The sequence below is a fragment of the Halobacteriovorax sp. GB3 genome (assembly GCF_028649655.1).
Lineage (GTDB): Bacteria > Bdellovibrionota > Bacteriovoracia > Bacteriovoracales > Bacteriovoracaceae > BSW11-IV.
The window spans coordinates 1,023,933-1,042,952 of sequence record NZ_JAQSLN010000003.1 but is presented as its reverse complement, the minus strand read 5'-3'; the positions used below and the strand labels follow the sequence as shown (position 1 = coordinate 1,042,952).

At 36.7% G+C, this 19,020-nt stretch carries 22 protein-coding genes; 7 read left to right on the top strand and 15 right to left on the bottom strand.

Annotation, left to right across the window (positions count from 1 at the left end; genetic code table 11):
• Positions 1-12 precede the first annotated feature (12 nt).
• Positions 13-1,389, bottom strand: a complete 1,377-nt coding sequence (locus HBN50_RS11445) for a hypothetical protein (RefSeq protein ID WP_273870110.1) — start codon at positions 1,387-1,389, stop codon at positions 13-15.
• A 278-nt stretch (positions 1,390-1,667) separates the two neighbouring features.
• On the opposite strand from HBN50_RS11445, the gene HBN50_RS11440 reads away from it, so the two are divergent.
• Positions 1,668-2,723 carry a gamma-glutamyl-gamma-aminobutyrate hydrolase family protein gene (locus tag HBN50_RS11440; protein ID WP_273870108.1) on the top strand — a complete coding sequence of 352 codons (1,056 nt, stop codon included), beginning with the start codon at positions 1,668-1,670 and terminating at the stop codon, positions 2,721-2,723.
• A gap of 5 nt (positions 2,724-2,728) precedes the next feature.
• Here HBN50_RS11440 and HBN50_RS11435 read toward each other — a convergent pair whose 3' ends face one another.
• From HBN50_RS11435 to HBN50_RS11425, 3 genes are read right to left on the bottom strand one after another with little or no spacing between them, the layout of a single operon-like run.
• Positions 2,729-3,184: a DMT family transporter gene (locus HBN50_RS11435; protein WP_273870105.1), complete on the bottom strand. Its 456-nt coding sequence runs from the start codon at positions 3,182-3,184 to the stop codon at positions 2,729-2,731.
• A 12-nt stretch (positions 3,185-3,196) separates the two neighbouring features.
• Positions 3,197-4,459: a class I SAM-dependent rRNA methyltransferase gene (locus tag HBN50_RS11430; RefSeq protein ID WP_273870104.1), complete on the bottom strand. Its 1,263-nt coding sequence runs from the start codon at positions 4,457-4,459 to the stop codon at positions 3,197-3,199.
• The gene (locus HBN50_RS11425; protein WP_273870103.1) at positions 4,459-4,749 is read right to left on the bottom strand and encodes a hypothetical protein; all 291 of its coding nucleotides are present in this window, start codon (positions 4,747-4,749) and stop codon (positions 4,459-4,461) included. Before HBN50_RS11425 ends, HBN50_RS11430 begins: the two co-directional genes overlap by 1 nt.
• A gap of 86 nt (positions 4,750-4,835) precedes the next feature.
• On the opposite strand from HBN50_RS11425, the gene HBN50_RS11420 reads away from it, so the two are divergent.
• The 3 genes from HBN50_RS11420 (at position 4,836) to HBN50_RS11410 (ending at position 8,642) form a co-directional block, all read left to right on the top strand.
• Positions 4,836-5,711: a hypothetical protein gene (locus HBN50_RS11420; RefSeq protein ID WP_273870101.1), complete on the top strand. Its 876-nt coding sequence runs from the start codon at positions 4,836-4,838 to the stop codon at positions 5,709-5,711.
• 90 nt (positions 5,712-5,801) lie between these two features.
• A complete protein-coding gene (ettA, locus tag HBN50_RS11415) occupies positions 5,802-7,487 on the top strand; it encodes an energy-dependent translational throttle protein EttA (RefSeq protein WP_273870100.1) in 1,686 nt (561 codons plus the stop codon).
• Positions 7,488-7,490: 3 nt separating this feature from the next.
• Positions 7,491-8,642, top strand: coding sequence for an aspartate kinase (locus tag HBN50_RS11410; protein ID WP_273870098.1), 1,152 nt, complete (start codon positions 7,491-7,493; stop codon positions 8,640-8,642).
• Here the strand turns inward: HBN50_RS11410 and HBN50_RS11405 are convergent.
• Together HBN50_RS11405 and HBN50_RS11400 are read right to left on the bottom strand one after the other, a co-directional pair.
• Positions 8,581-9,732, bottom strand: a complete 1,152-nt coding sequence (locus tag HBN50_RS11405; protein ID WP_273870097.1) for a CpaF/VirB11 family protein — start codon at positions 9,730-9,732, stop codon at positions 8,581-8,583. The genes HBN50_RS11410 and HBN50_RS11405 overlap by 62 nt on opposite strands.
• Positions 9,732-10,892 (bottom strand): hypothetical protein, encoded by a 1,161-nt coding sequence (locus HBN50_RS11400; RefSeq protein ID WP_273870095.1) that lies wholly within the window; start codon positions 10,890-10,892, stop codon positions 9,732-9,734. The genes HBN50_RS11405 and HBN50_RS11400 overlap by 1 nt, the downstream gene beginning before the upstream one ends.
• A gap of 184 nt (positions 10,893-11,076) precedes the next feature.
• Here HBN50_RS11400 and HBN50_RS11395 point away from each other — a divergent pair, with 184 nt between their 5' ends.
• The gene (locus tag HBN50_RS11395; protein ID WP_273870094.1) at positions 11,077-11,208 is read left to right on the top strand and encodes a hypothetical protein; all 132 of its coding nucleotides are present in this window, start codon (positions 11,077-11,079) and stop codon (positions 11,206-11,208) included.
• A 66-nt stretch (positions 11,209-11,274) separates the two neighbouring features.
• Here the strand turns inward: HBN50_RS11395 and HBN50_RS11390 are convergent, their stop codons facing one another.
• From HBN50_RS11390 to HBN50_RS11370, 5 genes are all read right to left on the bottom strand, one after another.
• Positions 11,275-11,598, bottom strand: coding sequence for a hypothetical protein (locus HBN50_RS11390; protein ID WP_273870092.1), 324 nt, complete (start codon positions 11,596-11,598; stop codon positions 11,275-11,277).
• A complete protein-coding gene (locus HBN50_RS11385) occupies positions 11,582-12,064 on the bottom strand; it encodes a hypothetical protein (protein ID WP_273870091.1) in 483 nt (160 codons plus the stop codon). Before HBN50_RS11385 ends, HBN50_RS11390 begins: the two co-directional genes overlap by 17 nt.
• Before the next feature lie 75 nt (positions 12,065-12,139).
• Positions 12,140-12,640, bottom strand: coding sequence for a hypothetical protein (locus HBN50_RS11380; RefSeq protein ID WP_273870089.1), 501 nt, complete (start codon positions 12,638-12,640; stop codon positions 12,140-12,142).
• Positions 12,641-12,758: 118 nt separating this feature from the next.
• Positions 12,759-12,914 (bottom strand): hypothetical protein, encoded by a 156-nt coding sequence (locus HBN50_RS11375; protein ID WP_273870088.1) that lies wholly within the window; start codon positions 12,912-12,914, stop codon positions 12,759-12,761.
• Positions 12,914-13,084, bottom strand: a complete 171-nt coding sequence (locus tag HBN50_RS11370) for a Flp family type IVb pilin (RefSeq protein ID WP_273870086.1) — start codon at positions 13,082-13,084, stop codon at positions 12,914-12,916. Before HBN50_RS11370 ends, HBN50_RS11375 begins: the two co-directional genes overlap by 1 nt.
• Positions 13,085-13,292: 208 nt before the next feature.
• Here HBN50_RS11370 and HBN50_RS11365 point away from each other — a divergent pair, with 208 nt between their 5' ends.
• Positions 13,293-13,982, top strand: a complete 690-nt coding sequence (locus tag HBN50_RS11365; protein WP_273870085.1) for an SPOR domain-containing protein — start codon at positions 13,293-13,295, stop codon at positions 13,980-13,982.
• Positions 13,983-14,039: 57 nt separating this feature from the next.
• On the top strand, positions 14,040-15,113 hold the full coding sequence (locus HBN50_RS11360) for a mannose-1-phosphate guanylyltransferase (RefSeq protein ID WP_273870083.1): 1,074 nt from the start codon (positions 14,040-14,042) through the stop codon (positions 15,111-15,113).
• Here HBN50_RS11360 and purB read toward each other — a convergent pair.
• From purB to HBN50_RS11340, 4 genes are all read right to left on the bottom strand, one after another.
• Positions 15,110-16,363, bottom strand: a complete 1,254-nt coding sequence (purB, locus tag HBN50_RS11355) for an adenylosuccinate lyase (protein ID WP_273870081.1) — start codon at positions 16,361-16,363, stop codon at positions 15,110-15,112. The genes HBN50_RS11360 and purB overlap by 4 nt on opposite strands.
• A 10-nt stretch (positions 16,364-16,373) precedes the next feature.
• Positions 16,374-17,060: a hypothetical protein gene (locus tag HBN50_RS11350; protein WP_273870080.1), complete on the bottom strand. Its 687-nt coding sequence runs from the start codon at positions 17,058-17,060 to the stop codon at positions 16,374-16,376.
• 3 nt (positions 17,061-17,063) lie between these two features.
• A complete protein-coding gene (locus HBN50_RS11345; protein WP_273870079.1) occupies positions 17,064-18,527 on the bottom strand; it encodes a TolC family protein in 1,464 nt (487 codons plus the stop codon).
• Between the two features lie 111 nt (positions 18,528-18,638).
• Complete coding sequence (locus HBN50_RS11340) at positions 18,639-18,986, bottom strand: hypothetical protein (protein WP_273870077.1); 348 nt, start codon at positions 18,984-18,986, stop codon at positions 18,639-18,641.
• Positions 18,987-19,020 lie beyond the last annotated feature (34 nt).

The window sequence follows — 19,020 nt, the reverse complement described above, 5'->3', positions numbered from 1 at the left end:
ACTAATTTTGGGCTAGTTGAGAATGTTGAGAAGGCCTACTTCTAATTGTTGTCCCGCCTGGTTATTGATACCTTCTCCTGAAGTACCGTTTCCAAAGTGACCAAAGCTATTGAAGTGTCCTTGAAATTCCATGATTCCATTTGAAACTGACACCTGACCACTTGAGCTTGATGATGGTTGAAAATAATCGAAGTCTTTTAAGATAATATTTGTCGTTGGGCAAGAGATTAGAGGTCCATCAAGAGGAGTAGAGTTCTTAGCAACAGACGAGATGAAATTATCTCCATATTGAAGAGAGTTTCTAAGAACATCGAGAGAATAGACACCGGCCATTTGCGACATATCCAGATGAATACCAAGATCTTGTGCATTGTCGATGACATCTTCACAGTCATTTGTTGAAGCGGGAGCACGGTAAAAACTAAGAGAGTGTGAACTCTTTCCAAAGTCTAGTGAAGAGAGTTTCGTATTCATCGCTTCAGTTGTTTGCATTTGTATTGTTCCTGTCACTTGAACATCTGGAACAGTTGAATCAACAGTGTATTCATATTTTAAGATCTCTGTTTGTCCACCCGTTGAATTGTAACCAACGGCCTGAAGACAGTAACTCGATTGATTAGAAAGCTTGATGGATTCACTGTACTCGTTTCCATTTTGTGGATCGCAACAAGCAGCGTTTTCACTTAAGCAATAGCGAATCTCTGATGTATTTGTTCCTGATATAATAATATTAGGTCCTATCGCATAGACACCTGAAGCTTTATTAATACTAATTGAAGGAGCTAGGTTTGCATTTGAATCAGAAGTTGAGCTCGAATTAGAGTCACTAACTTCATCGTCAATATCAGAATCAGAAGCCTCGTTCGAATCTTTTGAACCACCCGTTGCAACAGCTGTTTCATTAGCATTCTCTTTTGCGTTTGAGTTTGCATTTTCAATGGCACTGGAAGAGTTTGAATTTGAGCTACTAGGAACCTCGTTATTAGAGCTGTTGTAATTATTGGAAGATGAAGGAGAACTTGATGATGAGTTCGTGCTGCTAGAAGAGCGATATGTATTTCTTGGAATATAAGTCGTTTTATTTGTTCCATCATTATCGATGTTATCGTTATATTGGGATTGGTTTTCTCTGTTAGAGCGAGAGTTTCTTTGAGGGGTGTTCTTTTCACTAGATGCTTGTTCTAGTGAGCTTGGCCTTCTCGAGTTATTTGGGCCTTCCCAGTATTTTTCATTTTCTTCGGCAGCGATCACTCGCTCTTGATTTTCTTCAATGTAAATATCGTTTTCAGAAACTTCAGGAAGTTTAGGTCTAATTAAAAAAGGCAGGACAAGAGTTGCGGAGAGCACCACCGATGTAATGGGAAACTGTCGCAAAATCTTAAAAATCATAAACTCATCCTTACTTCTCTTTTATATTCGGTATTTCTGAGTGATTTACTTAGTTATTTTGACATGAACTTGGAATTACTCTTTAAAGATGAGAAAAAATAGGTATTTAGAAACTTGGACTTTTAGAAACTCGTTATAAAGCTGTCAACAATCTGTGACAGTGAGTTGTGAGAAAAAGTGTTTAGTTTTTAAACACCCCTCAATGAAATAAACATTCGAAGTCTCATTGAACCAGTGATTAGGCAAAATCACATGGCATTAAACTTGCTTATAGTACTATGATGAAATTTTATTCTCTCTTTCTTATATTTATTTTCACTCTCAGTGCGAGTGCATCTGAACTCTTTGTTTGGAAGCAATTTTCTGATGGCCCTAAAATTATTCTCTATAGAGAAGATGGGCAAAGTTATAATGATGCCGTATCAAATTATTTAAACGCACTAAATAAGAGTCCTCATTTAAAAACTCTACGCCAACAAAGAGATTTATCTCAATACAAAGTCGATGGTGAAATTCAATTTGAAAAAGGACAGATCGAAACTTTAGAGAGGAGAAATTGGAAGCCACGCTTTATCGTCGTAATCAATGAAATACGCGAACTTTTCAATAATCCTATCGGAAGACGAATCGTTAATGTTGATAACATTCTCAGTGATTATGGGGCAGAGGTTTATACGCTCCCTGTCGTTCATGATGTTCATTTGAATGGAGCTAGTGCAAAAGAGTATCGAAGAAAAATTATCGAACAATTTGATGCAACACTTGTGTTAGGTGGAGCCGATATTGATCCTTATCTTTATGGCGAGAATAATACTTTTTCAAAGGGCCTCGTTCGAAAAAGAGATCTTAGTGAATTGAAGTTTGTCAGAAGCTTTATTCAAGCAAAGCGCGGAATGAGTTTTGGCATATGTCGTGGTCATCAGATGTGTGCAGTGGCCAATGGAAAAAAACTTACTCAAGATATTCAAATCGAAAAAAATGCTGATCACATCCATTTAAAAGGCGAGCACCTTATAGAAATAAAAGAGAACTCAGAACTTTCTCGCCTATTTGATAAAAAAGAAATTAAAGTAAACTCTCTTCATCACCAAGAGGTCGATGTTCTTGAAAATGATGACTTCTATCGTATAAGTGGAGTTAGTTATGATAATTGGCCTATTGTCGAGGCGCTAGAATTTAGAAATAATCTAGGGATGACAATACAATTTCACCCGGAGCTGATGCCTGACGAAATTGGAACTTCTATCATGAGAAGATTTGTCGAGTTAGCTCAAAAACAAAAAAATGCAAGATCTAATTGTTTTGAGCTAATCAACGAATATTTTAATAATTAATTTTATTACTTAGAAAAAGTAATGAAGACAACGGAAAGCCCTGCACTTAGCATTCCCATAACTTTCATAGTATTAACTGGAATTTTTTCTACAAATATATCCCAAAGAACACCCGCTATCATCTGAGCAGCAATGAGTCCTACAGTTACTTTTACTGCGCCGATTTTATAAATTCCCCAAGGCAGTCCAATAACGAACATGAAACCGAAAATACCAGGAATGATATACCACCATTTAAAAGCAGAGATACTTGCTTTTAATTCAAACATACTTGGAAGTTTGTCTGAGTTTATTTTGATATAAAAAAGAAGAAGGCAGCTACAAATCAATGTAATGGCATTCCCAAGAAGTGCTGCATGGGTAAGTCCAACTTCATTAGACATTGTTCTATTTAAACCTGCTTGTAAAATTCCGACAGTTCCAAGAATGACGGGAATTAAAAGAGCTGAATATGTACTCATTCAATGTTCTCCTTAATGAACCTTTAAAAGAAGGCCTTTTAAATAATCGCCTTCAATAAAACCACTTAAGCGTGGGCAGTCATCGATAAGATTAAACTTTTTCTCAATCGTAACTTTTTTATTTTTTAATCTTGTTTTCAAAATCTCTTGAATCTTTGTTTCAAACTTCTTCCATGTAATACTATGCGTGTTTAAAAAGATAAGAATGTTTCCATCTTTTTCTGTAATATCTACGAGCTTTGGGAGAAGTGAGCTATAGGCATTGAAGGCCTTTGTTACTTTTTTACCATCGCTTGAAGCACTAGGGGGATCACAGACGATAAAATCAAATTTTTCATCTGATTGCTTAAATTTTGAAAGTGCATCTTCAGTTGATGATTCAATATTTGTATTTCTATTTTTAAAATCTTCATTGAGTTCAATATTTTTATCGAGCCAAGAAAGATACTTACCAGAAAGATCGACACTAACCGTTTTCCCTACACCTTGAGAGAGGGCAAAGAGAGAGTAAGCTCCAGTGTATGAGTAAAGATTAAGAAGTTTATTCTTTCCTTTTAAGTAAGGAGCAACTCTTTTTCTAATGGCCGCCATATCTGTATAGATCCCAAAGTCATAGCTTTGATCAAAATAGATTTGGTAACGAACACCATATTCTTGAATGACTTCAGTTTTAATAGGAGCGCAGTTGATTTCACTAAACTTGGCCTTTTTAGAATTGGCCTTTTTATCTGAATTTCTCTGCTGAATAACTAAAGAGAACTTTTCCCCTGGGTAGAATTCTTTTAATGCGAGCTCAATTGATCTCAGTAAGAAATTCTGAAGCTTTTCCCAATAGTTCGCATAATATTGAACGAGAATTGTCTGCTTAAACTTTTGAACGTGAACACCTGGAATATAATCAGATTCACCAAAAATCAGATAGAAGTTGTCTCTTTCCCTTTCTATTTTTAATTGTTCTCTCTTTAAGAAAGCATCTTTAACTCTTTCATTGAGATCTTGTGGGAAGTGTTTTACACCTTCTACAAAAGGTTCCTTTTGTGACCAAACACGTGCCTTGACGGTCTTATGTTCTGGATCGTGAATTAAAATAGAATTCTCAACGCTCTTTCCGTTTGTCCCGACTAAGAAGGTTCTTTTTGAAGGAAATTGAGCTGAGAATTTATCGAGAGTAACCCATGGATGTCCTTTCTTCATGTACTTGATCGTCATAGGGTGAAGTGGGACTCTTGGATAAGGCCTTTGTAGTATTTCTGGAAGGATTTTCTTTCCTTTCATTATTTGTCCTGTTGTTTAATTTTCTCTAATTCTTCGAGTGTATCTTCGGTTAAAACCAGAAGTTGATTTGTTAAAGCAAAAGGATCATCGAGCGAGACGATATTGAGCGCGCTCAGCTTCTCTTTATGCTCTTGGCTTAGGGGAATGTAGGGATTGATTTCATCACAGAGAACTTTCAGTTCCTCTAGCCTTGATTCGAGAAGTTCTCGGTAGGCCTTAGGATCTTCTTTTAAAAGAAAATTATCTAGTAATCGATTGATTTGTTGCGATGCGTTGTCTCTGATATCCATAGTGGCCCATAATCCTCAAATTTGCTCACTTCGTCAAGAATCCATTGGCCTAACTTTTGCCTAGAGAAAGTGAAAGGGAGGGGTGGATGAGTTTTGTTTTGTTAGTACCATCTGTGATTTTTATTGGGTTTATTATATTGAAAGAGATTTCTATCTCATCGAAATTAATAGACTTTCTACTTTTCAAAAAGATGAGCACTGTCTTTGAAAAGCATTTAACGCAGGCACAATTTCAGTGGCAAATGGGCAGCATAAGGGTCCGAGAGCAGACTATTAGGTATAGTTTTTATACTAATTTATATGAGTCCCTTATTTTGGCGGCCACCAGTTTTGGCGCCGATATCACAGAGAGCTTGCGTTATTTAAAAGTAAGTCTAAAGAAGGAGAAAAAAGCGAAACTTAAAGCGCAGGGTGAGCTTTATTCGGGACTTGTTCAAGTGCTTCTGTCTATCTTTCTCATTCAGTCATTTGCTTATGTTGCAACGCGAATTCTACCGGAACATCTCAGTATTCCAGCTTTTGGAATTTTCCTTTTTCAGTCCATTGGAATGCTCTTCTACTGTATTCTCTTTTTTTGGCTCTTTTTTAGGAAGGAAGAACTCTTTTCTATGTGGCTAGAGAGAGTACATCTTTTCTATCTCTACGTTCGTTGTGGCCTGGATGTAGAGCTAACACTTGGAAGCTCTAAAATAAAACTCATTTTAATGACACCTACAAAAGATAGCGCTTTAGAGTATTTGCGCCATCGACTCATCGATCTCGTTTCCAAATGGAAAGACCATGGCCTAGATATTGATCAAGCGATGAAAGAGTTGATCGAAGACTTGTGGGACGTACACCTTAATGAAACCATAAAATTTTCTAAGAAAATAAAAGGGATAAAGTTTATCTTTTTGGCAATATTCGCGCTTGCTCCTTACTTGGTTATGGTTCTTAGTTTTTTTTCTGGTTTGACGCAATGATCTGAATGCTTTCATGTTGAAAACTAGCAGTCTCTATAATACTTTATCCTCTAGTATTTAAAGATATTTGGAACCAGAGGAAAAAAGACCATGAGTCAGACAAACGACAAGCAAATCATTTATTCAATGAACCGTGTTGGAAAAGTATATAAGAACAAGCACGTTTTAAAAGATATTAGCCTTTCTTATTTCTATGGAGCGAAGATCGGTGTTCTCGGTTTAAACGGAGCAGGTAAGTCGACTCTTTTAAAAATTATGGCAGGCCTTGATGACAATCACCTTGGTGAAACTCATATGGCCAAAAACTATACTATTGGTTACCTCGAGCAAGAGCCGAAACTAGATCCTGAAAAAACAGTAAGAGAAATCGTTGAAGAAGGGTGCCAAGAGATCGTTGATGCCCTTAAAGAATTTGAAGACATCTCGATGAAATTCTCTGAGCCAATGAGCGATGATGAAATGAATGCTCTTCTTGATAAGCAAGCAAAGCTTCAGGATAAACTAGATGCTACAAATGCATGGGATCTCGATTCAAGACTCGATCTCGCTATGGATGCTCTTCGTTGTCCTGCTTCTGATCAAAAATGTGGAGTACTTTCTGGAGGGGAGAAAAGAAGGGTGGCCCTATGTCGTCTTCTTCTGAGTGAGCCAGATATTCTTCTTTTAGATGAGCCTACTAACCACCTTGATGCTGAAACTGTATGGTGGCTGGAAAGACACCTGCAAAAATATAAAGGGACAGTTATTGCTGTAACCCACGACCGTTATTTCCTTGATAACGTTGCTGGTTGGATCCTTGAACTTGACCGTGGAAAAGGTATTCCTTTTGAAGGTAACTATACTGGTTGGCTAGAGCAAAAAGCAACGAGACTTGCACAGGAAGAAAAAAGTGAGTCGAAAAAACAAAAGGCCCTTAAAGAGGAACTTGAGTGGATCCGCTCAAATCCTAAGGCCCGTCAAGCTAAGTCTAAGGCACGTATTAAAAACTATGAAGAAAGAGCTAAAGACTCTCGTGAAAAAAGAAATGAAACGAATGAGCTTTTCATTCCACCAGGTCCAAGACTTGGGAATAAAGTTATCGAGGCCCAAGGTGTTTCTAAGGCCTTCGATGATAAGCTTCTATATGAAAACCTCAATTTCAAGCTACCTGCAGGGGGAATTGTTGGGATTATCGGTGCCAACGGTGCAGGTAAGACAACTCTTTTCAAAATGATTGCAGGTGATGAAAAACCAACATCTGGAACATTAGAGCTTGGTGAAACAGTAAAGCTTGCCTACGTTGATCAGGGGCGTGATCTTGATCCAACGAAAACAATCTATGAAACAATTTCAGATAATTTAGAATTCATTGATATGGATGGCTTCCAATTAAACTCTAGGGCCTATATCGCAAGATTTAACTTCTCTGGAGAAGATCAGAAAAAACTTGTTAGCGAACTATCTGGTGGTGAGAGAAACAGAGTTCACCTTGCAAAAGTTCTCAAAGAAGGTGGAAACGTTCTGCTTCTGGATGAGCCAACAAACGACCTCGATGTAAATACACTACAGGCCTTGGAAAAAGCTGTTGTTGATTATGCCGGATGTGCCGTTATCATCTCCCACGACCGTTTCTTCCTCGACCGTGTTGCAACTCATATTCTCGCATTCGAAGGAGAGGGTGAAGTCGTCTGGTTTGAAGGATCATTCTCTGATTACGAAGAGGACAAGAGACGTCGCCTAGGTGATGCCGCTGTTAATCCTAAGAGACACCAATATAAGAAATTAACAAGAGATTAAGAATTGGCAAATCGTATCGTATGTAAATTTGGTGGAAGCTCTGTCAGAGACGCACAAGCAATTGAGCGTTGTCTGCAGATCATTCAAGACACTGAAGGGGCCAAGATGATGGTCGTCTCGGCCACATACGATACGACAAACCAACTTGAAAAACTCGCTGATTTCTTTCTTTCAAATTTTGAGGCCTCTAAAATATATTTAAAATCGATTCTCGATCGTCATAAAGAGATCGCGGTTCAGCTGAATATTAATGAGTCTATGGAAATGGTTTTCCTGGGTCTTGAAAAAGAGATTTTAAAACTAGGTGAGCAGATCGCCTCGAAATCTTATCTCTACGATCATAATATGGACGCTCTCTATTCATTTGGGGAGAGGCTATCTAGTCATTTAGTCTATTTTTATGCAAAAGAGCTTTTAAAAGATCGAGATGTAAAGTTTATTGATGCACGAAAAGTTATCATAACAAATGGAGACTTCAAAAAAGCTCTACCGCTTGTTAATGATATTAAAGAAGCTGCCTACCAAGAAATTCTATCAGATGATTCATTTAAAAGTTTCTACATCACACAAGGCTTTATTGGCCAAAGCCAAAAGGGAGAGACAACGACACTTGGTCGAGAAGGCTCCGACTTTTCAGCGGTTCTCTTTGCAGAGGCTATTGGGGCAAATCGCGTTTATATTTGGACCGATGTTCCTGGTATTGCAACTTGTGATCCTAGACTGATTGAAGATGCTCAGTTTATTAGCGAGATGAGTTATGAAGAAGCTTCTGCTATGGCCATGGCCGGTGCGAAGGTTCTCTTTCCTAAAACATTAGAACCGGCCATGAGATCGTCTATCGATGTTTATGTGAAGTCTACATATGAACCTGATTGTACGGGGACTCGAATAAGTGGTTCAGTGGGAGAGGGACGAAAAATTGTTGGTCTCGCCTTTGATGAGAAAGTCATCGAAAATAGAAATTATATGAAGATTTCATTTATTGGAAACTCTCTTTTGAATGAAAACTTCAACCCTTACGATCTGCTCAAAGAATCAGGTATTTCTCTTGAAACATTCGAGCAAACTCAAAAGAAGGTTTCACTTCTTGTTCCTAAAAACCAATTTGAAAGGGCCTTGAAGATTTGCCATGATTATCTTCTAGAGTATTGCTAATCGCCTTTTTATAGAGATGTTCAAATGTAGGTCGCTGTCCATGCCATGAAATAACTTTTGATATCTCGTGTACCTTTTTGTTTTTTAGATGAACAACATAGTCAATACTTTGTGCCATTAATTGATTTATCGTTTGATGATCAATACTACCTGATGAGTCATTATAGAGACTAAAAAGGAGTGAGAGCCTAGAGAGTGTGTCATTTGCACTATTAGCGTGAACGGTGGAGAGTAGACCTTTATGGCCATTGTTCATCGATAACACAAACGGGATAACTTCACTTGATCTAATTTCCCCAAGAACCATTCTGTCTGGACTCATTCTTAGAGCATAATGGCAAAAGTCCTTTAAGGTCTTTCCTTTTTGGTTTACTGAAAGTAATTTTGTCCATGTCTCTGTCTTTCTTTCAATTTCATCAGTATCTTCTAAGATAATAATATGCTCATCCGGTTCACTTGATTCATAAAGAAGTGACTTAATAAATGATGTTTTTCCAGAGCCTGTTGAACCTGAAATAATAATATTTCTTTTATTCTTAATGAGCTCACACATAATCTCTTTCGAATTATTTTCACAAAAAGAATCCAAGGGATGAATCATTGATGACTGTCTTCTAAAGAAGGCCTTAGAATGACCACTGGGGCAAGTTGACTTGTGAATAAGTGTACAACGTAAGTCAATTTTGGAAATTGAACATTTGAAACTAACGAATGGGTTTGTATAATTCCAAAATTGCCCATTTTTATGGGCCAGGTATTCTAGTGCAGTTTGAAGGTCTTTATCATCAAATCCATTAAGAGGACACTCTTGTTTGTTTCCTTGCAAAGATAAGCTCGCTTTTTGAGGAGAGTGAATGATGAACTCTTCAAAATCATTTCTCTCAAGTATGGTTTCAACTTCTTTCAGAGAGAGAATGTTATCAAACCATTTTTTGAGATCACTAATATTTGAAATCGTATTTTTTTTAAGGCCCGTTTTCATTTCTAATCTAGTCATTAAGTTATCAAATGTTTCAAACTGCTGTTTTTGAGCTAATTGATAAAAGTCATCTTTGAACGTTTTTTCGATTTTAATTTCTATTTGATTCATTACTTTACCTGCTCAATCTGTGCGATTGCGATAATTTTTTTATAAACTTTTTCTTTAGCTTTCCCTCTAAAAGGAATTCCGATTAGAGGGATTGAGGATAGAATAGGAATACCTGTTTTCTTTTCGCCTTGTATTTCCATACCGACATCAAAGATAATAAGTGGCTCTTTTAAATTGATAAAGAAGTGACTTTCCTGCTTGTTTCCAAGGATATCTCCTGTTTTACCCGGTGTTGTTAATTCACTCTCTACTTTTAAAGAAAATTTTCCTTGTTCTTTATCTAATCCGATTTTCAGTTTTAATCCGGCAAAATTCCACTGAGTATTTGATTGCTGTAAATTATGAGTAGTGTAAGGGATTTCACTTCCTAGTTGGAGTTTTGCTTTTTTTCCTAGTCGAATAAGAGTCTGTGGTGTTGCCAGTGTTTTAATTTTGATGTCTTTCTTTTCAAGGATAAAGCGATTATTTTCAACAATCGCTTTATCATTTCCATAAAAGATATCTTTAAGGGGGAAGTTAAGTTGTGATAAACCGAAATTTCTTTCATTAGAATTTGTCGTTTGAATTTGAAGTAACTTTAGTTTGAGTTGATAGTTCTTTGGAAGATTTCTCTTTTTTAGAAGATTAATAGCAAATCTCTGTTCTAATACGGTCTTTGTTTTCTTATTGAGACTATAAGATTCCAAGTAGTAACAATCGACGTCTATTCCAAGAATGTCGCAGTGAACTTCTGGCCCGTAGTTTTGAAAAAAGTGAGTGTAAACATCAGCAATAAGACTCTTTGCTAATTCTCTTTCTAAGCGAACGTCACTTAAGAATATAAGTCTCTTTTTTCTAAGCAAGCTTTTTAAAAGTCGAAGCTGCTCGAGCTCTTCAATCACTCCCTTAACGAGTATCTTATCTCCAAAGAACTCTGCTTTTAATCCAATTTTTTCAAGCGCTCTTATATGATTGCTTAGTTCTAATGATTTAGTCTTAGAGTAAACATAGACCTGAAATGTTGATTTATGATTTTTATACCAGACAATGAGCTCGCTATAGCCCTTTTTCTTGCCTTTAATGAGCGCTGAATTTGGGTTGAACGTGAGAACATCCTTGTTAGATAAGGTGTATTTATTGATTTTAGAGAGCTTGAGTTGCCTATGTTCGCCTGTGCTCAATATTATTTTTTTATAGCTTGTAATGGAATTTTCAGTACTTGCATATGTTGCCGTGGAAAAAAGACCATAAAGTAGTGTAAATTGTAGGAAGGCTTTGACAGATGGCCCAAAAATCGGTAGAAATATGACCTTACATCTTAATATTGAAGTTAAAGTTTTAGATTGTAGATATAGGAGCATAAAGATGGTTTCACTTACTAGAATTACAAGAAATAAGAGAAGTGCTAGAAAAAAGAAAATGGGTGCTAAAAGAAAAGCAGCAAACAGAAATAAAGGTACAACACCTAAGTTTGCAATCCACCCAGACAAAGAATAATTTTTAAAGTAATTGTTCATATTTCTAAAGGGGCCTTGTTTTTCAAGGCCCTTTTTTCGTTTTAGCTTATTCATGTGCAAAGACTCCTTCTTTCCAGAAGAGTGAATACTTCACTCGAATCTCTTCCAGGTTGTTTAGGACAAAGATATTTCCTTTTTCAAGACAGAGGTGGAAGACTTTGGTTTGCGTTGCTGCTTCATTGCAGTTTGAATACTCCTTTGTCACGCGATAGCTTTTCTTTGGCATGTGCGTTGCCATAATTTTTTCTAGAGTTTGTTGAATCTGTGGTGACTCGTTATTTGCAATAGTTAGTAGAACTTCTTGAGCATTAGAAGAGAAATTCAGAAAGAATAAGAGAAAGAGTGCAACAAATTTAAAATGTAATTTCATAAGGTCCTCGCTTGAAGGTGTTAACAGTTAGCTTTTTAGGAATGTAGTTAGGGGGTGTCGCTTTAATTTTTATATTCTTCGTTGAGAGTATTTTTTTAAGATCTCTGTCGAAGACCGAAACCTCGAATAGCTCCTCCCTTTCATCGAGAAGAATTTCCTTTTGTGCCATTCTTTTAATTATATAAGCTTTCTTAGCGAGGAGATGATTGCGTTGATCATAGAGTGATACTTCAGTAGTGTTATCTAAGTTCAAAGGGACAAGGAGCTCTAGCTTAAGTCTTAGGCTCGATTCGGCCAACTCAATCTTTTTTTCATCCGATATTTGAGATGAGGGTGTACTTAACAGAAGCACGAGTATATTCGAAAGAATTAAAGCGGCGCTAAATTTGTAAATGAGTTTTTTCTTCACTTTCGATTCAATCTCTTTTGGAAAGAGAATGCTTTCATTTAATTTTTGTCCATTCACTTTTGAAGTCCTTTTGTTTGTTTACTAATTCTGCTTGAGAGAAGTTAAAGTAGTTATAAGTAAGGGCCAAGAGAGCTAGTAGGATCGTAAGGGTAATGGCAATTTCGATGGTAGAGAAACCTCTTTCCAGACGAGCTTTGTTTTTGGCGATGTATAGTTGTTCTTGAGGTGAAAAATTGCATTTAGTTTTATGATCTCTGGGTTTTTGCCATTGATTGGAAGAATATGCTTTTTTATTTCCCATTTTTTCCTCGTTATTTTAGCTGTTCCATTGAAGTTTCTTATTAAGAGAAGGCCAGAAGTTTGGCCTTTGTAGGGAAAGCTTTTAACTATTTGAGCGATATTGAGATAGCTACAAGTGGACTTTAAAGAGAGAAATTTCATTAATGAAAAAGAGTAGTGGAGTTGTTGTGCCTTTTTCGTCGCTTCATAGGTCGCTGTAGCCGCTTGAACCCAAGGTCCAGGTGTATTCTTTGAAATAAAGCTTGCCGCAATAACTTTGTTATAATTGGCCATACTCTTCAAAAGAGAAGATGAGCTTATATAGGACTTCTTGAAGCATAAAAGAGCTTTCATTTGCTGATTCATTGATTCATGGTTTCTGAAATTTGAATAAATGAAATGTATGATGACCGCAAAAAAGAGAGTAAGGAATAAGGCCAAAAGCGGAGCTATTTGGCCTGATTGGTTGGAATTACTTTTTGTGATCAAGTAGAGTGACTTGCTTTTTTGCATAAACCTTCCAGTCTCTATATTGCTCATCACTTTTGTGATTCATAAAAATGACAAGCTTGAGCATGAGTAGAAATGAACTTAAAAACATAGTTGTAGAAAAGAAAAACTGAATCATTACAGTCTGACTCTTTGAGAAACTTTATTCGTCATATTGTTCACTCTCTTCTTTAAAACTTCTCCATACTTTCCAATGGCGGCTAAACAGAAGATTCCAACAAGGCTTGAGATGATGATGTATTCGAGAACGCCTTGTCCTTTTTGGTCTTTTAAAATTTTCCTTTTCATATTTTCTCCCAGTCGTGAAAGTCACAGGTGTGTTCTAAAGCAAAAGTGTGGCCAATTCATAAATGAAGAGAAGTGCTGCGATATGGGGAAGTTAATCATTTTTGAAGCATGAAAGTTGACCCTTTTAGTGTGGAGATTAACCTAGTAGGTAATAACTTCCTGTAATTAGATAAATTGCAGTTTTTTTAAGGCCCACTAAAATGGACTTATGGAAGATAAAACGAAAGTATATGTATTTGCAAAAAAAGAAGTGTTCACGATCTTTTTCATTATGATCGTTACATCATTTGTCTCGTTTCTATTGGGAGTAAAGGTAGGAGGCGAGTTCGCTATGAATGATAGCGGAATTAACTCACAAATGATGCAAGAAATGAAAAAGGTTGAGAAACCAATTGAGTTTAAATCGCAAGATGAAGAACTTGTCGAGAAAATGGTTGAAGAAAAAGCTCAACCGAAAACTGAAGAAACAGACAAATACAGAGAACAGATCAAAAAGAAAATTGAAGAAGAGTTTAAAATGGAAGATCAATCTTTCAACGAACCAACTTCAATGAAGACAGCTGATGAGAAAATGGAAACAGTCGCTTCTGCTCCAAAGGCAGAAGCAGCGAAAGAAGATGTTGTCGAAAAAGAGTATGTTAAAAAGAGTGAATGGAGTGGGAAGTACACGATTCAGTTGATGGCCGATAAATCAAAGCTAAAAACAGAAGAGTTTGCGCGTACAGTCACTGTTAGAGGTTATGATCCAATTATCTATGACGTCGACATCCCAGGACGCGGTGTTTATTACAGAGTTAGCGTTGGAGTATTTGATAGTGTTTCTGAAGCTAAAGAATTTGTATTAAAAAATAAGTCATTCTTTCAAGGTTCTGACTATCACTTTATGCCTTTTGAATAGGCGTTTTCATTAAATAATTTCAATGCTAAAATATTCTCCTACGTTAGGAGATTTTTTATGTCTAAAAAAGCTTATTGTTTAGTAATGGCCGGTGGTAAAGGCACTCGTTTTTGGCCAGAATCAACAAAGCAAAAACCAAAACAATATTTAACTTTAACTGGTGATCGTCCGCTTCTCGCTCAGACACTCACTCGATTTGATAATCTCGTTGGTTTTGATGATCGCTATATTGTAACAGTTAAAGAACAAGAAAAGCTTGTTGAAGCAGCAAGTTTAGATCTCTCTCCTAAAGAAAATATTATTTTTGAACCTGCTGGAAGAAATACAGCTCCTTGTATTTTATTATCTTTGGCAAGGCTTATAAAAGATGGCGCATCTGATGATGATCTTATTGTCGTTGTTCCCTCTGATCATGTTATTTTAAATACAACTGGTTTTCAGTCGACAATTACTAAGGCGATGGAAATTGCAAAACTTAGAAAAGAAATTGTTACGATTGGAATCGTTCCTCATTTTCCGCATACTGGTTTTGGCTATATTCAGCGTGGTGAGCAAGTTGAAAATGGTTATCGTGTAGAGCAATTTAAAGAGAAACCTGATTTTGAAACTGCTAAGGCTTACTTAAGCTCAGGAAATTTTTACTGGAATGCGGGAATGTTTGTCGCTCCAATTTCTGTTTTTAAAGAAGAGCTTGAGTTACATTCTCCTGAGATTTCAAAGTTCTTCAATCCACTGCTTGAAAATCTAAATGATGATCAAAAGTTGTCTGAAATTTATAATTCTATTCCAGAGGACTCAATTGATTATGCGGTTATGGAAAAGTCTGAGAAGGTAAGTGTTTGTCCTGCTGAGTTTGATTGGAATGATCTTGGCTCATGGGATGCTCTTGAATCAGTAATTGAAGATCAAGATGAAAATACAATTGTTCAGTCCAAGGGACATTACTTTGAAAATGCGAAAGGAAATATCGTTTTTACGCCTGATCGCTTTGTTTCTCTAATTAATGTTGATGATCTCATTGTAGTTTCTAATGAAAAGTCAGTAGTCGTTCTACCTAAGAAGGATTCGCAACGAGTAAAGAATATCGTCGAGTTTTTAAAGAAGTCTGATCTAGGAGAAGATTTACTTTAATGATTAGCTAGAAAAATCTTTTTGATCTCTTCAAATGTTGGAAGTTTCAACTCGAGTGAAGGGATCGCCTCTTTGATCATCTTGTGAAAATCTTCTGCCCCTTTCGCTCCAAAGCTTGCCTTTTGTACAATCGGGTAGATTTCTTCACGACTAAGATCCGTTTGATCTATAATTTTATGAAGGTAGAAACTTGATAGATAAGTAAAATTCTCTTTTACTCTCTCTTCCATTCTATCTGTGTGAACAACAAGGTTTTCAATTGTCGAGTCAAGTCTCTCAAGAGAGTAGAGAACAAGTCCCATCGCATCTGGTAGGTACATTCTTTCTGCAGAGCTGTGAGAAATATCTCGTTCATGCCAAAGAAGGGTATTTTCAAGAGCAATGTGAATATGTGAGCGTAGAATACGCGCTATTCCTGATAGGTTTTCACCGCTAATCGGATTTTTCTTATGAGGCATTGTTGATGAGCCTTTTTGTCCTTTAGAAAAGCCCTCATGAATTTCTCCAACATCACTTCTATGAAGATGACGAATCTCTATACAAAGTCTTTCAAGGGCGGCACCATAAAGAGCGGTGATAGAAATAAGTTTTGCTAGACGATCTCTTGGAATAACTTGTGTTGAACAATCTTCAACTTTAAGTCCAAGAGCATGGGCCGCTTTCTTTTCAACGTCCTTTGTTAAGATCGTATAGTTTCCAACGGCACCACTAAATTGAGCCGTTAGTTCCTTATGATAAAAGTCTTTGAGATCTTGGTATCTTCTTTCAAATTCAAAGTAGTGGCCCATAAGTTTTTGTGAAAAACTCATTGGTTCAGCATACATTCCGTGGCTTCTACCAATTGTTAAAGTATTAGCGTGTTGGTTTGCTTTTTCTTTAAGGGTCTTAAGAAGTTTCTCAAAGCTAAGTAAAATAAGATCGAGTGATTCTCTTACTTGAAGGCTTAGCGCCGTATCTATGATGTCACTAGATGTGACTCCATAGTGAAAGTATTTTGAAACATTGGGGTCTACTTGCTCAGTTATAGAGCTGCAAAAAGCAATGACGTCATGTCTTGTCGTCTTTTCTATCTCGTGAATACGAGAAAGATTAATTGTCACATGGTCAAAAGCATCTGAAGTTTTATTTGGAATCATCTTTTCGCTTTCGAGAGCTTTTAAGAGTTCAATTTCAACTTGAAGAAATTTTTTAAATTTATTCTCTTCTGTCCAAATTTGAGAGATCTCTTTTTTCTCGTAGCGAGGGATCATATGAATTCCTTTAAAAGTAGATTGAAGCTTCAATTCCTAGAGTCACCCATGTGGCCACGAAGCTATCACTGATTGTTTGCCCTTCTTCAAGATCTCTTTTAAAGACATTGAGATGGTAATCAGCTTTAAGTCCCATTTGAAAACTCTGAGTCATCCTCTTATAGATACCATAACTTGCTTTTAGTCCATAGCCTGAAAAACTGGCATCACCAACACTTGTTGTGGCATAAACAAGGTGACTTGAAATCGTATCAAAGTAACTAGGTGAGTTGATAAAGTCTTGAATGAGAGTTGATCTCAACTTAAGCCCAACTCCAAATTGTGTGATCGAAACTGTATCGTTTTCAAAGTCGATAGTTTGATCACTAAATGCAGATTCATTAATTGAGCCAATTTCTTCAATTTTTGTTGTCAATTGACCAGCATAGAAATCTAAATAATATCTATTCATCTTCTTAGCTAGACTTGCTTCAAAACCAGAGAGTTCTACTGCATTGAAAAGGTCTCCATTGATATTGTAGGCACCACTTAATACCCAATTGTCATCGCTTGTTGAGTGCTCGAAAGTGAGTCCTGTTTGGTCGTTAATAGACTTAAGGACAAGTTCGCTATCGAGAACCTCTTCATTAACTTCTTGGCCTTTGGCCATAGAAAAGGTAATCACGAGTAAAAAGAGTAGGACGATTACATTTTTCATATTTTACCTCTTCACCGGCTTAGCTAATTTTTCAAAATTTTGACCAGGAAAGTCTTCAAGTCCAATTGCTTTGGCGAGAAGAATTTTTTCTTGGGTATGGAGGAATTTATTAATTTCTAATTCCTTTCTCGCTTCAATAAGTTCTTCAAGAGCGAGGTGGTAATCATTATAAGAGGTTCTCTTATTGAGGTAATTCTCTAGAGCCGCATCGAAACTCTTTTGTAGAGTAGGAATATTGGCCTCTAGGATTGCGATAAGGTTTTGGAATTTTTGAATCTTTTTATAGCTTTGTTTTATCGAAGAATGAGCACTTCTTGTGTAAGCATCTTTTTGCTTATAGGCTAAAATTTTATTAACTTCAGCTAATTCTCTTTTTCTACGATTGAGAAGACCATCTTTTCCTGTCAGTGCCCAACTGGCATTGATACTTGCGACGACTTCAACATCATTATTATTTGTCCCTGTTGAAAATGTCGTGCTAGCTTGGCCGTTGCCAAAAACATGATTGTAAGCTCCAAGTTTTACTGAGATTTTAGGAAGGGGAAGATCTTCTCTTCTTGTAATCTCTTCACTTCGAATTGAGTTTTCAATTGATGTTTTAGCATCGAGAACTGCTGGGTTGTGTTTTTTAGCAAGGCTAAGTGATTCGTTATAAGAAAGGCGAAGCTTTTCGTAATTGACTTCATCTTCTAATACATATTCTGTTCCAACATCATCACCAAGTAGCTCCGCTAATTGTTCAGCTGCAATTTGTGTATTTGCCTTAGCTTCGTGATAGGCCCTTTGAGCAATAAGATACTCTGATCTTGCTTGGTAGTATTGTTGAACATTAATCTTTTTTACAGAGGCCTTTTCTTTATTTAAACGGTAAATGAAAGAAGCGTGTCTGAGCTGGTCTTTCGCGGCATCTTGAATTTGAAAGAGTTGATAGAGATTGAAATATGAGATGATAATACTATGTTTTAAGTCGCGCTTTTGCTCGTTGAGTTTTTCTTTCTCTCTAAAAAATGTGTTCTTTGTATTAAGGTAGGCGAGATAGTCTTTACCCCAATTAAAAAGCGTATAGTCATCAAATCCAAGAGAGAGGGTTCCAACTGTTGCTTTACTGGTTTCGCCTGTTTGACTGTTACCACTTGTAAGTGTTGTTATTCTTTGTTCTTCAGTCGTAAGATTTAGAGAGAGCTTTGGCATCCAAAAACTTTCTTTATCATCTTCGAAATTAAGATCGAGTAGACTAAGTTGATAGTCGCGAACTTTTTGAAGGTGATTCTTTCTAAGCCCCTGCTCAATGGCCGCTTGGAGACCAAGAGACTTAATGCTTGATGGACCATCAAGAGATTTCTCTTTCAGCTGCTCTTGAACATAGAGTTCTTCTTTTGAAAGATTGCTCTCAGTTGATTGGGCGTGAATGATTTTTGGACTTATTAAAAAGAGCCCACTTAATAACAGAGTCGTTGTTGTTTTCATTTTCATAGTGTGTGTTGTGCGTTTCTCAATTTTTATTTAAGAAAATTTTATCGGGCGAGTGGGGCGATGAAAAGTTGCATCATGGCAAAATGAGCGGAATTTAGAGGTTTTTTATAAAGAAATTCCTGGACACCCTTGACGCACAATGCCTTCTTCTAGCCGACTGATCTTGAGAGTCGCTAGTTCGAGCTCATTTTGTATATGTCGCTCCGTGTTGATCAATTTCTTTTTTACACTTTTTTTATTGTCTGGAGTGATGCCTTGAAGCTTGCGATTTCTGGCAAGTAGGGATTGATAGCGCTGTTTTAAATTAATTTTCTCGATTCTCTTGTCTCTTAGTGAGTTGCAACGACGCGTAATCGAAGGATCGGTAATAACAGATCGCTTATAATCTCCGGCAAAAGAGATTATAATCGGGGCAAGATAAATAGCGGAAAAAATAATTATTTTTTTCATCATGTATATTTTAACAGACCTTTGCACCAAGGTGTAA